At 59.9% G+C, this 13183-nt stretch carries 14 protein-coding genes and 1 tRNA gene; 8 read left to right on the top strand and 7 right to left on the bottom strand.

The genetic code is table 11. From position 1 onward, the window contains the following. Window positions 1-110 precede the first annotated feature (110 nt). From ACR9ZQ_RS22240 to ACR9ZQ_RS22230, 3 genes are all read left to right on the top strand, one after another. Window positions 111-647 (top strand): tetratricopeptide repeat protein, encoded by a 537-nt coding sequence (locus ACR9ZQ_RS22240; protein ID WP_113324856.1) that lies wholly within the window; start codon window positions 111-113, stop codon window positions 645-647. 111 nt (window positions 648-758) lie between these two features. Next, complete coding sequence (locus ACR9ZQ_RS22235) at window positions 759-1364, top strand: RNA polymerase sigma factor (RefSeq protein ID WP_310378712.1); 606 nt, start codon at window positions 759-761, stop codon at window positions 1362-1364. After that, a complete protein-coding gene (locus tag ACR9ZQ_RS22230) occupies window positions 1361-2155 on the top strand; it encodes an anti-sigma factor family protein (RefSeq protein WP_481428829.1) in 795 nt (264 codons plus the stop codon). The genes ACR9ZQ_RS22235 and ACR9ZQ_RS22230 overlap by 4 nt, the downstream gene beginning before the upstream one ends. Window positions 2156-2186: 31 nt before the next feature. Here ACR9ZQ_RS22230 and ACR9ZQ_RS22225 read toward each other — a convergent pair whose 3' ends face one another. The 3 genes from ACR9ZQ_RS22225 to ACR9ZQ_RS22215 form a co-directional block, all read right to left on the bottom strand. After that, a complete protein-coding gene (locus tag ACR9ZQ_RS22225; RefSeq protein WP_310378708.1) occupies window positions 2187-2837 on the bottom strand; it encodes a hypothetical protein in 651 nt (216 codons plus the stop codon). A gap of 241 nt (window positions 2838-3078) precedes the next feature. Then, a complete protein-coding gene (locus tag ACR9ZQ_RS22220; RefSeq protein WP_310378707.1) occupies window positions 3079-3639 on the bottom strand; it encodes a hypothetical protein in 561 nt (186 codons plus the stop codon). A 149-nt stretch (window positions 3640-3788) separates the two neighbouring features. Then, the gene (locus ACR9ZQ_RS22215) at window positions 3789-4772 is read right to left on the bottom strand and encodes an aldo/keto reductase (protein ID WP_481428828.1); all 984 of its coding nucleotides are present in this window, start codon (window positions 4770-4772) and stop codon (window positions 3789-3791) included. Window positions 4773-4842: 70 nt separating this feature from the next. Between ACR9ZQ_RS22215 and ACR9ZQ_RS22210 the strand changes: the two genes are divergently transcribed. Further along, complete coding sequence (locus ACR9ZQ_RS22210) at window positions 4843-5238, top strand: MerR family transcriptional regulator (protein ID WP_310378702.1); 396 nt, start codon at window positions 4843-4845, stop codon at window positions 5236-5238. On the opposite strand, the gene ACR9ZQ_RS22205 is transcribed toward ACR9ZQ_RS22210, so the two are convergent. The 3 genes from ACR9ZQ_RS22205 to ACR9ZQ_RS22195 all read right to left on the bottom strand — a co-directional run bounded on the left by ACR9ZQ_RS22205 (window position 5229) and on the right by ACR9ZQ_RS22195 (window position 7300). Further along, on the bottom strand, window positions 5229-6257 hold the full coding sequence (locus ACR9ZQ_RS22205; RefSeq protein WP_310378700.1) for an NAD-dependent epimerase/dehydratase family protein: 1029 nt from the start codon (window positions 6255-6257) through the stop codon (window positions 5229-5231). The two genes, ACR9ZQ_RS22210 and ACR9ZQ_RS22205, sit on opposite strands and share 10 nt — an antisense overlap. Before the next feature lie 27 nt (window positions 6258-6284). Next, window positions 6285-6881, bottom strand: a complete 597-nt coding sequence (locus tag ACR9ZQ_RS22200) for a TetR family transcriptional regulator (protein WP_310378698.1) — start codon at window positions 6879-6881, stop codon at window positions 6285-6287. 345 nt (window positions 6882-7226) lie between these two features. Next, window positions 7227-7300, bottom strand: a tRNA-Gln gene (locus tag ACR9ZQ_RS22195). 246 nt (window positions 7301-7546) lie between these two features. Between ACR9ZQ_RS22195 and ACR9ZQ_RS22190 the strand changes: the two genes are divergently transcribed. From ACR9ZQ_RS22190 to ACR9ZQ_RS22175, 4 genes are all read left to right on the top strand, one after another. Next, the gene (locus ACR9ZQ_RS22190; RefSeq protein ID WP_310378668.1) at window positions 7547-9100 is read left to right on the top strand and encodes a Ppx/GppA phosphatase family protein; all 1554 of its coding nucleotides are present in this window, start codon (window positions 7547-7549) and stop codon (window positions 9098-9100) included. 2 nt (window positions 9101-9102) lie between these two features. Beyond that, window positions 9103-9822 carry an RlmE family RNA methyltransferase gene (locus tag ACR9ZQ_RS22185; protein ID WP_113324850.1) on the top strand — a complete coding sequence of 240 codons (720 nt, stop codon included), beginning with the start codon at window positions 9103-9105 and terminating at the stop codon, window positions 9820-9822. Window positions 9823-9878: 56 nt separating this feature from the next. Continuing rightward, complete coding sequence (locus ACR9ZQ_RS22180) at window positions 9879-10277, top strand: VOC family protein (RefSeq protein WP_310378665.1); 399 nt, start codon at window positions 9879-9881, stop codon at window positions 10275-10277. 551 nt (window positions 10278-10828) lie between these two features. Then, complete coding sequence (locus tag ACR9ZQ_RS22175; protein WP_310378663.1) at window positions 10829-11542, top strand: hypothetical protein; 714 nt, start codon at window positions 10829-10831, stop codon at window positions 11540-11542. 64 nt (window positions 11543-11606) lie between these two features. Here ACR9ZQ_RS22175 and ACR9ZQ_RS22170 read toward each other — a convergent pair whose 3' ends face one another. Then, window positions 11607-13031 carry a DHA2 family efflux MFS transporter permease subunit gene (locus ACR9ZQ_RS22170; protein WP_310378661.1) on the bottom strand — a complete coding sequence of 475 codons (1425 nt, stop codon included), beginning with the start codon at window positions 13029-13031 and terminating at the stop codon, window positions 11607-11609. Between the last annotated feature and the right edge of the window lie 152 nt (window positions 13032-13183).

The following is a 13183-nucleotide window of genomic DNA, read 5'->3' as shown; positions in this document are numbered from 1 at the left end:
GTACGCTACTCTTCACGAAGCAGTGATCGAAAAAACGCGAAAGCCGGCCGAATAAACCTGCCAACAGCGGTGTTCACTCCTCGCAACGTCATTTTTCGAGGAGTTATCCCATGACGACCAAGACTGTTCGCATCGCTTCTCTCGTGCTCGGCAGCTGCATTGCCGCATCTGTCCTTTCCGGTCCCGTCTTCGCCATTGGCGACGATAGCAGCACCATGCCGGTCTGCAAGAAGGGCGAGATCTATGACAAGAAGGCAAAGAAGTGCGTCAAACAGCAGAGCGCCAACGTGACGGACGAAAACCGTACCGATTACGCCTACTCGCTCGCCAAGGCCGGCCGCTATGAAGAAGCGCTCGCCATGCTCGACACCGTCAAGGATCAGAACAATGCCGAATGGCTGAACTATCGCGGTTACGCCACGCGCAAGCTCGGCCGCACGGATGAGGGTATCTCCTACTATCTGCAGTCGGTGAAGCTCGATCCGCAATATGCCAAGGTCCGCGAATATCTCGGCGAAGCCTATGTCATCAAGGGTGAGCTCAATCTCGCCAAGGAGCAGCTGACCACCATCAAGGCGATCTGCGGCACCGGCTGCGAGGAATATCAGGATCTCAACGCCGCCATCCTCGATCCGTCGAAGATCTAAAGCAATTCCAGCAAAAGTGTGCAGCGGTTTTGCGTCCGGAATTGCGTGAAACAAAGCTGCACACCTGCGTGAGGCAGGAGAGAGATAGGGTTGATTGAAGGGTATTTCCGGATGTCGGTCGCGCACACCACATTTCCTGCCTATAGTCGCGCCAGAACGGAATCGCTGGCCCGGCCGGCGATTCCGAAACAGCCAATACGCGCGGAGGCGGCCATCGCGAGCGAAGCGGATATCAGGAGCGGCCTGACGGAACATCTCGCCCGTCTGTGGCGCTATGGCCTCGTTCTTTCGCATCAGCGTGATGTGGCCGATGATCTCGTGCAGGCGACCTGCGTTCGCGCGCTGGAACGGGCCGATCAGTTTGTCGCAGGCACGCGGCTCGACCGCTGGCTGTTTTCGATCCTGCATTCGATCTGGCTGAATGAGATCCGTGCCCGCCGCGTCCGCCAGGGGCAGGGATTCGTCGATGCCGATGAGACGCTGAGTTTCGATGGCGCCCATGACACCGAAACGCATGTCATGGCGAACCAGGTTTTGAAACAGGTGAATGCGCTGCCGGACGCGCAGCGATCGGCGGTTTTCCTCGCCTATGTGGAAGGGCTTTCCTATCGCGAGGTCGCCGCCATACTGGATGTTCCGATCGGCACCGTGATGAGCCGGCTGGCAGCCGCCCGCGCGAAGCTCTCCGAAACCGTATCGGCAGGGGGATTTGAATGAGCACGAAGCACATAATGCCCTCCGACGAGGAACTGACCGCCTTCATCGATGGTGAACTTGGGCCCGAAGAGGCCGCCCGCATCGAGGCTACGGTCGAGGCCGACGAAGCTGTCGCCGAACGGCTGGAATTCCTGGCGCGTGCAAGCCTGCCTTACAAGCAAGCCTTTGCCCCGCTGCTCGACGCCGCTCCGCGGGCAAAGCTCGAAGCCATGCTGTCGGCCATTCCCGCCGTCCAGCCTGCAAGACCGGCTGCCTTCGTGAGTTGTCGAGGCTTTCTCGGCGCGCTTGCTGCTTCGGTGGTTGCCGGCATCGCCGTCGACCGCGCCGTGATCGGTCTCGGCACGGGGCTCTCGGGCAAGGACGAAAACAGCGAATGGCGCGCCGTCGTTGCCGAATATATCTCGCTCTATACGCCGGAGACGCTCGCCGGTCCCGTCCCGCCCAGAGATGTGCAGGCAGCGCAGCTCGCCAGTCTGGATGGCGACCTCCGCCTCCAGCTCTCGCCAGAGCAGGTCGCCCTGCCGGATATCGATTTCAAGCGCGCCCAGATCCTGCAATATGATGGCAAGCCGCTCGCCCAGATCGCCTATCTGGATCCCGAAACCGGCCCCATGGCGCTCTGCATCGTCGCCTCCGACGGCGGCCCCAAGGCCCCAGATATCGAAGGCCGCAAGGGCATGAATGTGGTCTACTGGGCGAACGCCACCCACGCCTTCATGCTCATCGGCCACGCGCCGGTCGACCGCATGACTGAGATCGCCGACGCGGTACGGAGCAAGATTTCCGTCTGATTGCAACTGACGACATCGGGGCCGTAATCCATCAGTTCACCGCGCTCGCAAGCCGGAGATTTGCCTGTGATACGCTGCCATCTGTTACCGGCGGCCGGGCGTTGACCTCGATGACACCAGAGGTTTTCGGCTTCAGGGCCGGCCGCGGCGCCTTGATGGGCAACGGTGCGCCCGCCGCCTTGCCGGCTGAGCAATTCCCTGACGTGCTGCTCTCGATTTGCGGCTTGCCGTCAGCGCCGCTGAAATAACGGACGCTGCGGGTGCAGACGCCGTTGCCGGACATGGTCGAAACCATCGAATAGCCCTGCATGCCGGCCGGCAGCCTCTTGAGGCCGACATCAGTCAGATTTCCCGGCGACGCCTGCATCATGCTGTCGGCCTGTTGCATCATCGCAGCAGCCTCGCGGTCCATCGCCGCGGATATCAGATCCAGATCGGCAAAGGGAGCGGAAGGCCAGAACGGATCGAAAAGGCGGGAATCCGGCTGACTGTCGAACCGGATTTGCGGCGGTTGGTCACCGGCATAACGAATGTGCTCGAGCGAACCATCCGGCAGTCGCACGACGAGCACATGGGTATCGGTTGATTTGTGGGCGACGGTCTGAGCCTCCGCCGGGCCGACAAACTCGGCGGCGGCGATTGCCACGGCGCTCATGAGAAATGCGATACGAAGCCTCTGCACAATGGCCTCCTGAACGGGAAGAACACAAATCCAATTGCCCGCGCGAATGAAGTGCAGCGGGCACGGCTAGGATCATCATTGTGGCGCAGGCCGAATTTGTGGCGTAGCGCTGCGGCGTGGCGACGCACAAAGCGGGAGCCGAAAGCATGTCGCGCAAAAGTGTTCGGCGGTTTTGCGATTACGACATGCGCAAATGAGGAGGTAAATCGCGGCAAGCGAATCTGAAAGGTCGCAACACGCGTTAGAACGGCTGGGTCTTGTCCGAAACCTGGCTGGCCTGATTGGCGGGGACGAGGCGGTTTAGGCAATTGACGTAGGTCGTATACATCTGTTGCAGCCGCGACAGCGGCACGATCCAAGGCTCTTCATTTCCGGCAAAATCCAGTTCCATATCCGGCGTGCCGATAAAGGAATTCTTGAGCATCTTCTTGATCTGCGCCACACCCGTCTTCTCAGAGGCCGGCAGGATGCGAAGCGTCTTGCTGTCGAAGGCCTCGGCCGGAACAGCCTTGGTGCCGGAATATCCGACAAGCGTTACCTTGGTCGTGGTGCCCTCGGGAATATCCCAGCCGTCTTTCGAGACGAGCCACATGACGGTGTCGAGGTTCTGGCGGAATTCGAGCGTCTTTCCGAGCTCATTGTTCCAAACCAGCCGGCAATAGGACGGTTTTTCCGCGACGAACCCGACAGACCACTGCCGCGCATCGCCCATCCATTCCGTCTCGCTCCCCCGGGCCGTCTCGCTCTGGGCCGTCGCCGGAATGAGAAGTGCCGCCAGCAATATCGCAGAAAAGGTCTTCATGGCTCGAATTGCCTCCAAAGAGTTGGGGTGATTCTACGGGGGGAAGGTTGAGGTTTTGCTACCGGGGATCCAGTCAACTGGAGGATTAAGCGGCAACAATTTCCGCTTCGGGTCGAGTGCGCGACCCCTTGACCACATATCGAAATGCCTCATACAGCAACACCCTGCACCGCTGCAGCAAGCGGCTCCAGCATAGCCATTTCCTCCGTCGAGAGGCTGATCGAGGCCGCGGCAACGTTTTCTACCAACCGGTTGCGCTTGCGTGTTCCGGGGATCGGAACCGTCTTTGCGTTCAGTGTGCCGGACTGGGCATAAAGCCACGCCAGTGCGAGCTGGGCGGGCGTGGTATCCTTGCCAGCCGCGATCTCCTCGATCTTGGCAACTAGCCGCATGTTGGCCTCACGGTTTTCAGCAGAAAAGCGCGGGAAGTTCTGGCGGGCGTCGTCACCCGCCAGTGCGCCCGCGAACGCCTGTCCGGTCAGCATTCCGCGGCCCAAAGGCGAATAGGGCACGATAGTAACGCCAAGTTCGCCGGCAGTCGGCAGTACATCCGTTTCGATATCGCGAGTGAAGATCGACCATTCCGATTGTAGCGCCGCGATCGGATGAATGACATGAGCGGCGCGCAGCTCGGCGGCACTGACCGCGGACAGGCCGAGCCATTTCACTTTTCCTGTCTCAACAAGATCGGCCATCGCACCGATGGAATCCTCCAGCGGCACGGCATCGATCCGGCGATGCATGTAGTAGAGATCGATGACATCCACACCGAGCCGCTTAAGCGAGCGGTCTACGGCGGCCCGGATGAACTCGGGGCGGTTGTCGATGCTCCAGTCATTCGGGTTCTCGGGCGTGCGCGTGTAGCCGAACTTGGTGGCGATGACGACCTTGTCGCGGTTGGCGGCAATGAAGGGTGCCAGGAATTCCTCGTTCGCACCGACACCATACATGTCGGCGCTATCGAACATGGTCACACCAAGTTCCAGCGCGCACTCGAGCGTGGCACGGGATTCGATCTCGTCCGTCGGGCCGTAGAATTCGCTCATGCCCATGCAACCCAGCCCCTGGGCGCCGATCAAGGGGCCATCTTGGCCAAGCTGGACCTGAGGGATGATTGTGATTTCGCTTGTCATATTGGATCTCCACATTTCGACAAGCACCTCTTATAAGTATTGAGTATAGTCCATGGTCAAGGGTTGAATCATGCTGATCTCGGAATTTGCCAGAGCCACTAATCTTCCGGTCGATACGATCCGCTTCTACATCGCCAAGGGGCTGTTGAAGCCCGATCGTAGTTCCAAGGGCGGATCGAACCCGTACCAGATGTTCCGGTCGGAAGACGTTACGGCTGCCAGGATGATCCGCCTGCAGCAGACACTGGGATATTCTCTCGGCGAGATACTGGCGCTCAACGAGGAATATCGCGCGGGGGAGCACTCGCCGGAACGGACGACCGAGGTCCTGCAGTCCCAGATCGAAAGGCTGGAGGAGCGAAAGGCCGCCCTGGATGCGGCCTTGTCATTTCTTCGTGGCAAGGTGGACTGGATCAAGGCTGGCAAGCCGGACGGCGCCCCCCGCCTCGAGGCCTATCAGTGCTGAGCTGATCGTAGCTCTTCCAGTCCCTGTTCCCGCGAGATCACCGGAGAATACCTAAGTTCATGCCGGGCTTTGCTGATATCGAGCGAAACCTCAACGGCTGAGGTGGCATAGGACTGCAGCGTCAGCGGCGGAACGATTCTGCCGCCAGAGATCGTGGCTAGCAGGTCGCCGATCGCGGCCACGCTCCGGACGACTGTGCGCGGAACTGTCTTATCGGGGACAGCCAGTCCCTGTGTTTCCAGCAGTGCCGATACGATAGTCCGGAATTGCACGGGCTCCCCATCCGAGATGAAGTAGACCTCGCCGCTGCGTCCATGGAGGAGCGCCAACTCGACGGCTGCACAAAGATTGGCGATGTGGGTGGTCGAGGTCAGATATCTGCCGCCGCTGATCCAGGCAAATTTGCCGGAGCGAACCGCTTCCGTGAGTGCGGGAAGTGCTGTCGTATCGTCGCGGCCCCAGACGAAACGCGGGCGCAGGACCACGACGGCAAGGTCAGACCCGGTGGCGGCAAGCGCAATGCGCTCCGCCGCCGCTTTTGTGCGGGAATACCCGCCCGCCGGCTTCACGGGTAGAGGCATGGTTTCGTTCACGTTGACCAGCGGCTTGCCAGTGGCGAGAACGGATTCCGTGCTGAGATGGATCACTTTGCGGATGCCGGCGGCGCGGGTGGCATCGAGAACGGCGCGCGTGCCATCCTCGTTTACGCGCCGCTGCCTCTCCTTGGCAGGGCCATGGTCGGTATCGGCAGCGGCATGGATCAGGGCATCGCAACCGGCCATTCCGGTCGCGAGACCACCATCAAAGATGTCGCCTCGGAACAAGGTTGCGCCCAGCGCCTGGACGCGTTCAGCCGACACGTCGCTGCGCACCAGTGTTGTGACCGCGACCCCGCGGGCAATGAAATGGCGGATCAGGTTGCGGCCGACATAGCCGCTTCCTCCTGTCAGGAATATGCGTTGGAACGGGACGAGTTTGCCCGTGGCCGCGGCTTGTGCGGCAATACTGCTGTCGGTCATGCCATTTACCTGATGTGTTTGGGAGGGTCAGTTCGCCGGATTGACGGTGAGATCGACCTCTCCTGGATCGGTTGTGACGAGCCAGTTGATTTCGCGAAGAACCCTGTCGCGCTCTTCGCGCGTGAAATGGTGGAAATCGAGATGCTCGAGGAATTTCAGCCCTTCAAGCGCCAGATAGGCCAGCAACGCCCCGCGCGGCCATTGCGATGTCTCGTGAATGCGGGCGATCGTCCGCGCCTGGTTGTCCTGCATCTTCCCTCGCAGTCCCGCATCCAGTGCCAGAGCGGCGCTGAGGTTGAGGGCAACTGCCCGGAATTCCTCCGGTGGCGGTCCGGCGGCCGCGAGGATTCGGCCGCGGATGGCTCGATTCTTGGGGTCGTCGATCCGTTCCTCCATCCCGACATGACGGGCGTTGTCGCGCTCGAAGGCACGGTCGACGACGGCTTCGATCAGCGCCTGCTTGGACCTGTGGTCGTAGAGTACGCTTGCCTTGTTGACGCCCGCTTCCTTCGCGACGGCGTCGATCGTCAGATTTGCGGCGCCGTCGCGCCCGACGACGCGTTCGGCGGCATCGAGAACAGCCTGTTGATCAATAACCCGCTTCCTGCCCATGAAACCATCCATTTTATTTCCAACCAGATGGTTATAAATAATGAACTTCGATAGTGTCAAGACTGCGAGGGCGTATTGCCGGGACATGGGAAAATACGGCCGGGATCCAACTTCCATCTCGTTTGGCCGCGGCATCGGAAGTCTGCTGCCTGTGACGCCGTAAAAGGCTGGATGATGTCAGCGGTTGCGGAGGTGATCGGTGAATGACTGGACTTGGGCGATGAGCAATGGAGGAGGATCCTCAGTCATTTTTTATGTGACTGTAAGATTGCGTCGTCGCCGGAAAACCATAAGCGTTTCGCCGATTGCACAAATCTACAAATGCAGCGAAATCTAAGGGGATCTTAGCAGAAAATTTGGCTGGGGAACCTGGACTCGAACCAAGATTAACGGAGTCAGAGTCCGTCGTTCTACCATTGAACTATTCCCCAGCAGACGCTGCCGAAGCATGGCTTGGCTGCTGTGCGGCGCTTATAACCAAAACCGGGCGGATTGCAAATACCCGTTTTGAAAAAATTCGATCCCTCCACGCGGCGTGAAAATCGGGTGGCTAAAATCTGGAATCAAAAAGAATTTGGTGATTTCATCGGTCGCTGATATCTTCGCGCCAACGCAAAAATCGAATGAGCGCCTGCTGCATACCTTTCTGGACTTGCGCGGCGCGATGGAAAACGAACGTGGAAGACCCCGAAGGCGGCGCAAGGCCGCAATTTGACGGGGCGTCGGCGGCAGGGCGCAAGGACGGCAAGAAGTCCAGGCGCCGCAAGGGCAAGCGTGGCGGGCAATCCCGCAGCGCTGCTCATCCCGCTTCGCATGATCTCTCCGGCCATGCCGGGGAGGCAGCGCGCCCGAAGGAAGACACGGAAAGCCCGGCCCGCAAGCGGAAACGCCGCCGTCGTGGAGGGCGTGGCGCATCTCAGCCCGATACTGTCGTCCAGTTGCAGCCTGTAGTTCAGGCTGTCGCTCACGGCCATGGTCCGCGCCCCGAGGGCGATTCGCCCTCCAGCCGACGTAACCGACGCAAGCATCGCAGCAAGCGGGGTCTGCAGGGCAGGCCGCTGGCTCCTGTGCAAGCGCCTCCATCTGCAAGGACCGAACATCGCGCTGAAGCGCCGTCGCGCCCTGTGCTGCGCGAGGTGCAGGATGCCGAAGCGGCAAATCGCAGGAGCCGTCAGCCAGGTCATGAAGACGAACGGGCAGGGGGCGAACATCCCTGGCCGGACGAGCTCTATGCCGCGCTCGATCTCGGCACCAACAATTGCCGCCTGCTGATCGCTCAGCCGACGCGTCCCGGCCAGTTCCGCGTCGTCGATGCCTTTTCCCGCATCGTACGCCTTGGCGAAGGGCTTGCCGCCAGCGGCAGGTTGTCCGACGAGGCGATGGAGAGGGCTGTCGATGCGCTCAGAATCTGCGCCTCCAAGCTCCGGAGCCGCGAGATCCGCCGCATGCGGCTGATTGCGACCGAGGCCTGCCGTCAGGCGGCCAATGGCGAGGAATTCCTGCAGCGCGTCGTGGTCGAGACTGGACTGGAGCTTGAAATCATCGATCGGGAAACCGAAGCGCGGCTTGCCGTTTCCGGTTGCTCCTCGCTGGTCGGGCGCGAGGCGCGCTCAGTCGTGCTTTTCGATATCGGCGGCGGGTCCTCGGAAATTGCCGTCATCCGCATCGGTGATAACCGCTTCGCCCGCCTTGCCAATCACATCACCCACTGGACCTCGCTGCCCGTCGGCGTCGTCACTCTCTCGGAGCGCCATGGCGGCCGCGATGTGACGCCTGATGTTTTCGAGGGCATGGTGAGCGAGGTTGCGGGCATGCTGTCGAGTTTCGATTGCCCGGAGATCGAGATTGCCGAGGATGGCGATTTCCATCTGATCGGCACCTCGGGCACGGTGACGACGCTTGCCGGCGTGCATCTCGACTTGCCGCGTTATGACCGCCGCAAGGTCGATGGCATATGGCTGTCCGATGACGAAGTCTCCGCCATGCAGGCAAAGCTACTTTCCTGGAATTTCGAAAGCCGCGCCGCCAATCCCTGCATCGGGCCGGATCGCGCTGACCTGGTACTTGCGGGCTGTGCCATTCTGGAGGCGATCCGCCGCCGTTGGCCGAGCCCGCGCATGCGTGTTGCCGATCGTGGCTTGAGGGAAGGCCTGCTCACCGACATGATGGCCGATGACGGCGTCTGGCGGCGGCATCGCAACCGCCGCGGCCAGCGGGGAAACAAGGGGTAGGCATGACCAAGCCAACGATCGCGGGAAACCGCACCGGCCGCAAGCTCGGCCAGCGCGTCAAGAAAAAGAAGATGAAGGCCTCTTCGCGCCAGTGGCTGGAGCGCCATATCAACGATCCCTATGTGCAGCGTGCCCAGCTCGAGGGCTATCGAGCCCGCGCGGCTTTCAAGCTGCTGGAGATCGATGAGAAGCACCACATCCTGAAGGGCGCTAGGCGCATCATTGACCTCGGGGCCGCTCCCGGAAGCTGGTCACAGATCGCCGCGAAGGTGACGGGGTCGACGGACGAGGATGTCCGCGTTGCAGCAATCGACTTTCTGGAAATGACGCAGCTACCCGGCGTCACGGTACTGCAGCTCGATTTCCTTGATCCCACAGCTCCGGAAAAGCTGATGGAAGCCGTTGGCGGCACGCCGGATCTGGTGCTCTCGGATATGGCGGCACCCACGACCGGCCATCACCGCACCGATCACCTGCGCACCATGCACCTTTGTGAGGTCGCAGCCCACTTCGCGATCGAAGTGCTGGGCGAGGGTGGACACTTCCTCGCAAAGACCTTCCAGGGCGGCACGGAGCGGGATCTGCTTGCCATGCTGAAGCAGCACTTCCGTCAGGTCGTGCACGTCAAACCCGCCTCATCGCGCGCCGAATCGGTGGAGATGTTCCTGCTGGCGAAGGGTTTCAAAGGCCGCAAGGTCGAGGCGGAGCCAGAGGACGCTTGATCTTTGCGCCAGTCCTGCGGATGATGATTTCCCAGGACTGGATACCCACCGATCCCATGCTTCTTTACGTTACACTCGGAACCAACGATCTCTATCGCGCCCGGCATTTCTATGATGCCGTTCTGCCGGTGCTCGGCTACCGGCGCCAGCGCAATTCGGAGGAGGAGATCGGCTATGCCGCCGATGGCGACACACGCTGCCGTTTCTGGGTCGTAACCCCTTTCAACAGGCGTCGGGCGACGAATGGGAACGGCTCCATGATCGCCTTCGAGGCGGAAACGCGGGCGGCGGTCGATGCCTTCCATGCGGCAGCAATTGCTGCCGGCGCTATCGATGAAGGCGAACCGGGACTGCGCTCCTATCACGCGCATTTCTACGCAGCCTATGTCAGGGATCTCGACGGCAACAAGCTATGCGCCGTCTGCGAGAAGGCGGAAGAACCGCCCTTTGACTGAGCGGCTAGTTTCTTTTTCGCTAAGTTATTGATTGTGAATAAGAAAGTTTGGTGAGACCGTGTGCCGGCAAACATGCGTCTGGCGCATCGTTCCTGACGTTATCAGATGCTTCGAAAAAAACTTATTCATTTTCAATGGCTTGGACGAGGCGCTCTCTCTTGCTACCCGCCAGTTCTGGAGGCCCTAACTCTCTTTTTCTCTTCTCACATCAAGAAAAGAGGAAATCCAGTGACGCAACCATGTGGCAAAATATGCCCTAAGTCATTGATTATGAATAAGCGACGGCGGGATCATAACTGCCGGTCTGGCGCTAAATAGCCAATCCTAATGTGCGCTATGAGAATTTAAGGTTGAAACACGCCCGAGATTGTATCGTCCGGTTACCACTACTGGCTTCAAGATCTTGCACGCGAGGTTAGTTTTTTGTTAATTCGTAAAATCCAAAGTTGTGTTATCGAGTATTTTGCATTTCAGTCGCTCACGCATGATGCCGCAAGCCCTTCCGTGTTGAGAATTCCGATGGAGGAAGTTCTGGCACCAGAGGAACGATAATGACCGCGATCTCTTCAGCGAACCACGCGGCACTGCTCATCCTGCAGCAGACGAACGCATCCTTGCTTCCCAACAAACAGCAAGCCGGGAAATCGGCTGCCGACAGTATCGCAGCCATCGCTAACGGCGTTTCCAGTCAAACAAGCGCCGTAAAGACCCAGGCCTCATCGACAATCAACAGCGCGTTGCTCGACGTCAAAGAGAGCAACGACGGGATTGTGTCGAGCGCGCTCGATTTCCTGGATTCGGACGACTTCAAAACCAGCGATGCCGGTGTTACCGACGTCATCAAGAAGCTCATCAATGACGATGGGGACAAATTTGCCTCGCTGGTTAAAGCCGAAAAGGCGAAGAATCCCAGCATCAGCGATGACAATGCGATGGCCAACGCCATTCAGCGCCTGATCCGGGACAACAGATCCAAGTTCGGTGACGGCGAATTCGTGATCGGCTTCAAGCTTGGAAACGGTGGCAAGATCATCTCGAACATCGAAGACAAGAATGGAAACAGCACCAGTAATACCCTTATGGCAGGATTGCAGGCGGCCCATTCCGCGGTGATCGAGGCGGCGGAGGTCATCAACAGCTCGGATGGAACCGATACCGACGCCTTGAAGGCGGCATCCGCAGCTCTGAACAACAGCAATTTTGGCAAAGCCACGAACGACTTGGGGGCTTGGATCGACAAGTGGCGGGGTGCGTTTGGCTTTTGAGGCCGGCTACAATTCCGATACCTACGAAGAGGCCCAGATCAAACGTGGATCTGGGCCTTTTGCCTTATTTGACCGGCTGCTGCTCGGCTGCGATCGTCGCGGGTGCCAGGTGCTTGGCGCGGTGGCCGGAGACGGAAGCGCCGGCATCCTTGGCCATGCGGGCAAAGGGGATGGTGGCAAGCACCGTCAGGCCGGCAATCACGAAGAAAGCGATGTGGAAATCGATCACCTGCAGCTCGGCTCCCCGGAAATAGATGGAGGTTTCCAGGATCGAGGCGGCAAGGGCAACACCGAGCGCCAGGCTGATCTGCTGCATCACCGAGGCCATGGATGTCGCCTGGCTTGCCTGCGCATCGTCGATATCTGCAAAGGCCAGCGCATTGACGCCGGTGAACATGAAGGAGCGGGAGAAGCCGCCAAGCAGCAGCACACCGATGATGACAAGATGTGGCGTCTCCGGCGTGAAGAGGCCGGTCACAGCGGTCACGACCGTCGTCACCGCACCGGCGCAGAGAAGCGTGGTGCGGAAGCCGATCGCCTTATAGACGCGCCGAGCGATGAACTTCGTGGTGATGGCCCCGATCGCGCCGGCAAACGTAATGAGGCCCGATTGAAAGGGCGTAAGGCCAAATCCGAGCTGCAGCATCAGCGGCGTCAGAAATGGCATGGCGCCAACACAGATGCGAAACAATGTGCCGCCGCTCGTCGAAGCGCGGAAGGTCGAATTCTTGAACAGGTTGAGGTCGAGGATCGGCGTCGGGTAGCGCCTGGCGTGGCGCACATAGAGCACGCCGCAGATGATGCCGATGGCGGTGGCCGTAATACCGATGATCGGCGGCAGGGCCGGAAGGCTGACGACCGACAGGCCGAAGACGACGCCTGCAGCCGCAAGGCTGGTCAGGATAAAACCATTGAAATCGAGCTTCGGCGGGGCTGTCGCCTCTATTTCCGGCAGGTAGATTGTCGCAAGCCACACGCCGATGATGCCGACAGGCACGTTGATCAGGAAGATCCAGTGCCAGCTGAAATAGGTGGTGATGAAGCCGCCAAGCGGCGGGCCGGCAAGCGGGCCGACGAGGGCCGGGATCGTCAGCAGTGCCATGGCTGAGACCAGTTCGCTCTTCTGCGTCGTCCGTACCAGCACGAGGCGTCCAACGGGCGTCATCATCGCGCCGCCCATGCCCTGCAGGAAGCGCGCAAAGACAAATTCGATGAGATTGGAGGAGAAGGCACAGAAGATGGAGCCGACGACGAAAACACAGATCGCCAGCCGGAATATATTCTTTGCGCCGAACCGGTCCGCCATCCAGCCGCTGATCGGAATGAACACTGCAAGCGCCACCATATAAGAGGTCAGCGCCAGTTTCAGCGTGATCGGTCCGACATGCAGATCGGCCGCAATCGCCGGCAAGGCCGTTGCGATTACAGTCGAGTCCATCTGTTCCATGAAGAGAGCAACGGCAAGGATCAGCGGGACGATGCGGTTCATAGGCGAATGCCTTGATGGATGCGGATGGGGCTTGGGAAGCCCGTGCTGTGTAGTCCCAGTTATGGGCTGTGCCAATCCCTCAATCGGTTTCCATTACACGTTTGGATCACGACTGCGTGAGACGACTTGCCCGACACTTTCGCCTCTCAAGA

It is taken from the genome of Rhizobium sp. KNZ14-9A, from assembly GCF_056755015.1.
The sequence above is the reverse complement of the archived record's forward strand: the minus strand, read 5'-3'. Positions and strand labels throughout refer to the sequence as shown.

Excerpts from the sequence above, each read along its gene's own strand:
- ACR9ZQ_RS22205 (WP_310378700.1), bottom strand. The coding sequence starts at position 6,257 with ATGACCGACAGCAGTATTGCCGCACAAGCCGCGGCCACGGGCAAACTC.
- ACR9ZQ_RS22220 (WP_310378707.1), bottom strand. The coding sequence starts at position 3,639 with ATGAAGACCTTTTCTGCGATATTGCTGGCGGCACTTCTCATTCCGGCG.
- ACR9ZQ_RS22210 (WP_310378702.1), top strand. The coding sequence starts at position 4,843 with ATGCTGATCTCGGAATTTGCCAGAGCCACTAATCTTCCGGTCGATACG.
- ACR9ZQ_RS22185 (WP_113324850.1), top strand. The coding sequence starts at position 9,103 with ATGACCAAGCCAACGATCGCGGGAAACCGCACCGGCCGCAAGCTCGGC.
- ACR9ZQ_RS22235 (WP_310378712.1), top strand. The coding sequence starts at position 759 with ATGTCGGTCGCGCACACCACATTTCCTGCCTATAGTCGCGCCAGAACG.
- ACR9ZQ_RS22240 (WP_113324856.1), top strand. The coding sequence starts at position 111 with ATGACGACCAAGACTGTTCGCATCGCTTCTCTCGTGCTCGGCAGCTGC.
- ACR9ZQ_RS22170 (WP_310378661.1), bottom strand. The coding sequence starts at position 13,031 with ATGAACCGCATCGTCCCGCTGATCCTTGCCGTTGCTCTCTTCATGGAA.
- ACR9ZQ_RS22180 (WP_310378665.1), top strand. The coding sequence starts at position 9,879 with ATGCTTCTTTACGTTACACTCGGAACCAACGATCTCTATCGCGCCCGG.
- ACR9ZQ_RS22200 (WP_310378698.1), bottom strand. The coding sequence starts at position 6,881 with ATGGATGGTTTCATGGGCAGGAAGCGGGTTATTGATCAACAGGCTGTT.
- ACR9ZQ_RS22230 (WP_481428829.1), top strand. The coding sequence starts at position 1,361 with ATGAGCACGAAGCACATAATGCCCTCCGACGAGGAACTGACCGCCTTC.
- ACR9ZQ_RS22175 (WP_310378663.1), top strand. The coding sequence starts at position 10,829 with ATGACCGCGATCTCTTCAGCGAACCACGCGGCACTGCTCATCCTGCAG.
- ACR9ZQ_RS22215 (WP_481428828.1), bottom strand. The coding sequence starts at position 4,772 with ATGACAAGCGAAATCACAATCATCCCTCAGGTCCAGCTTGGCCAAGAT.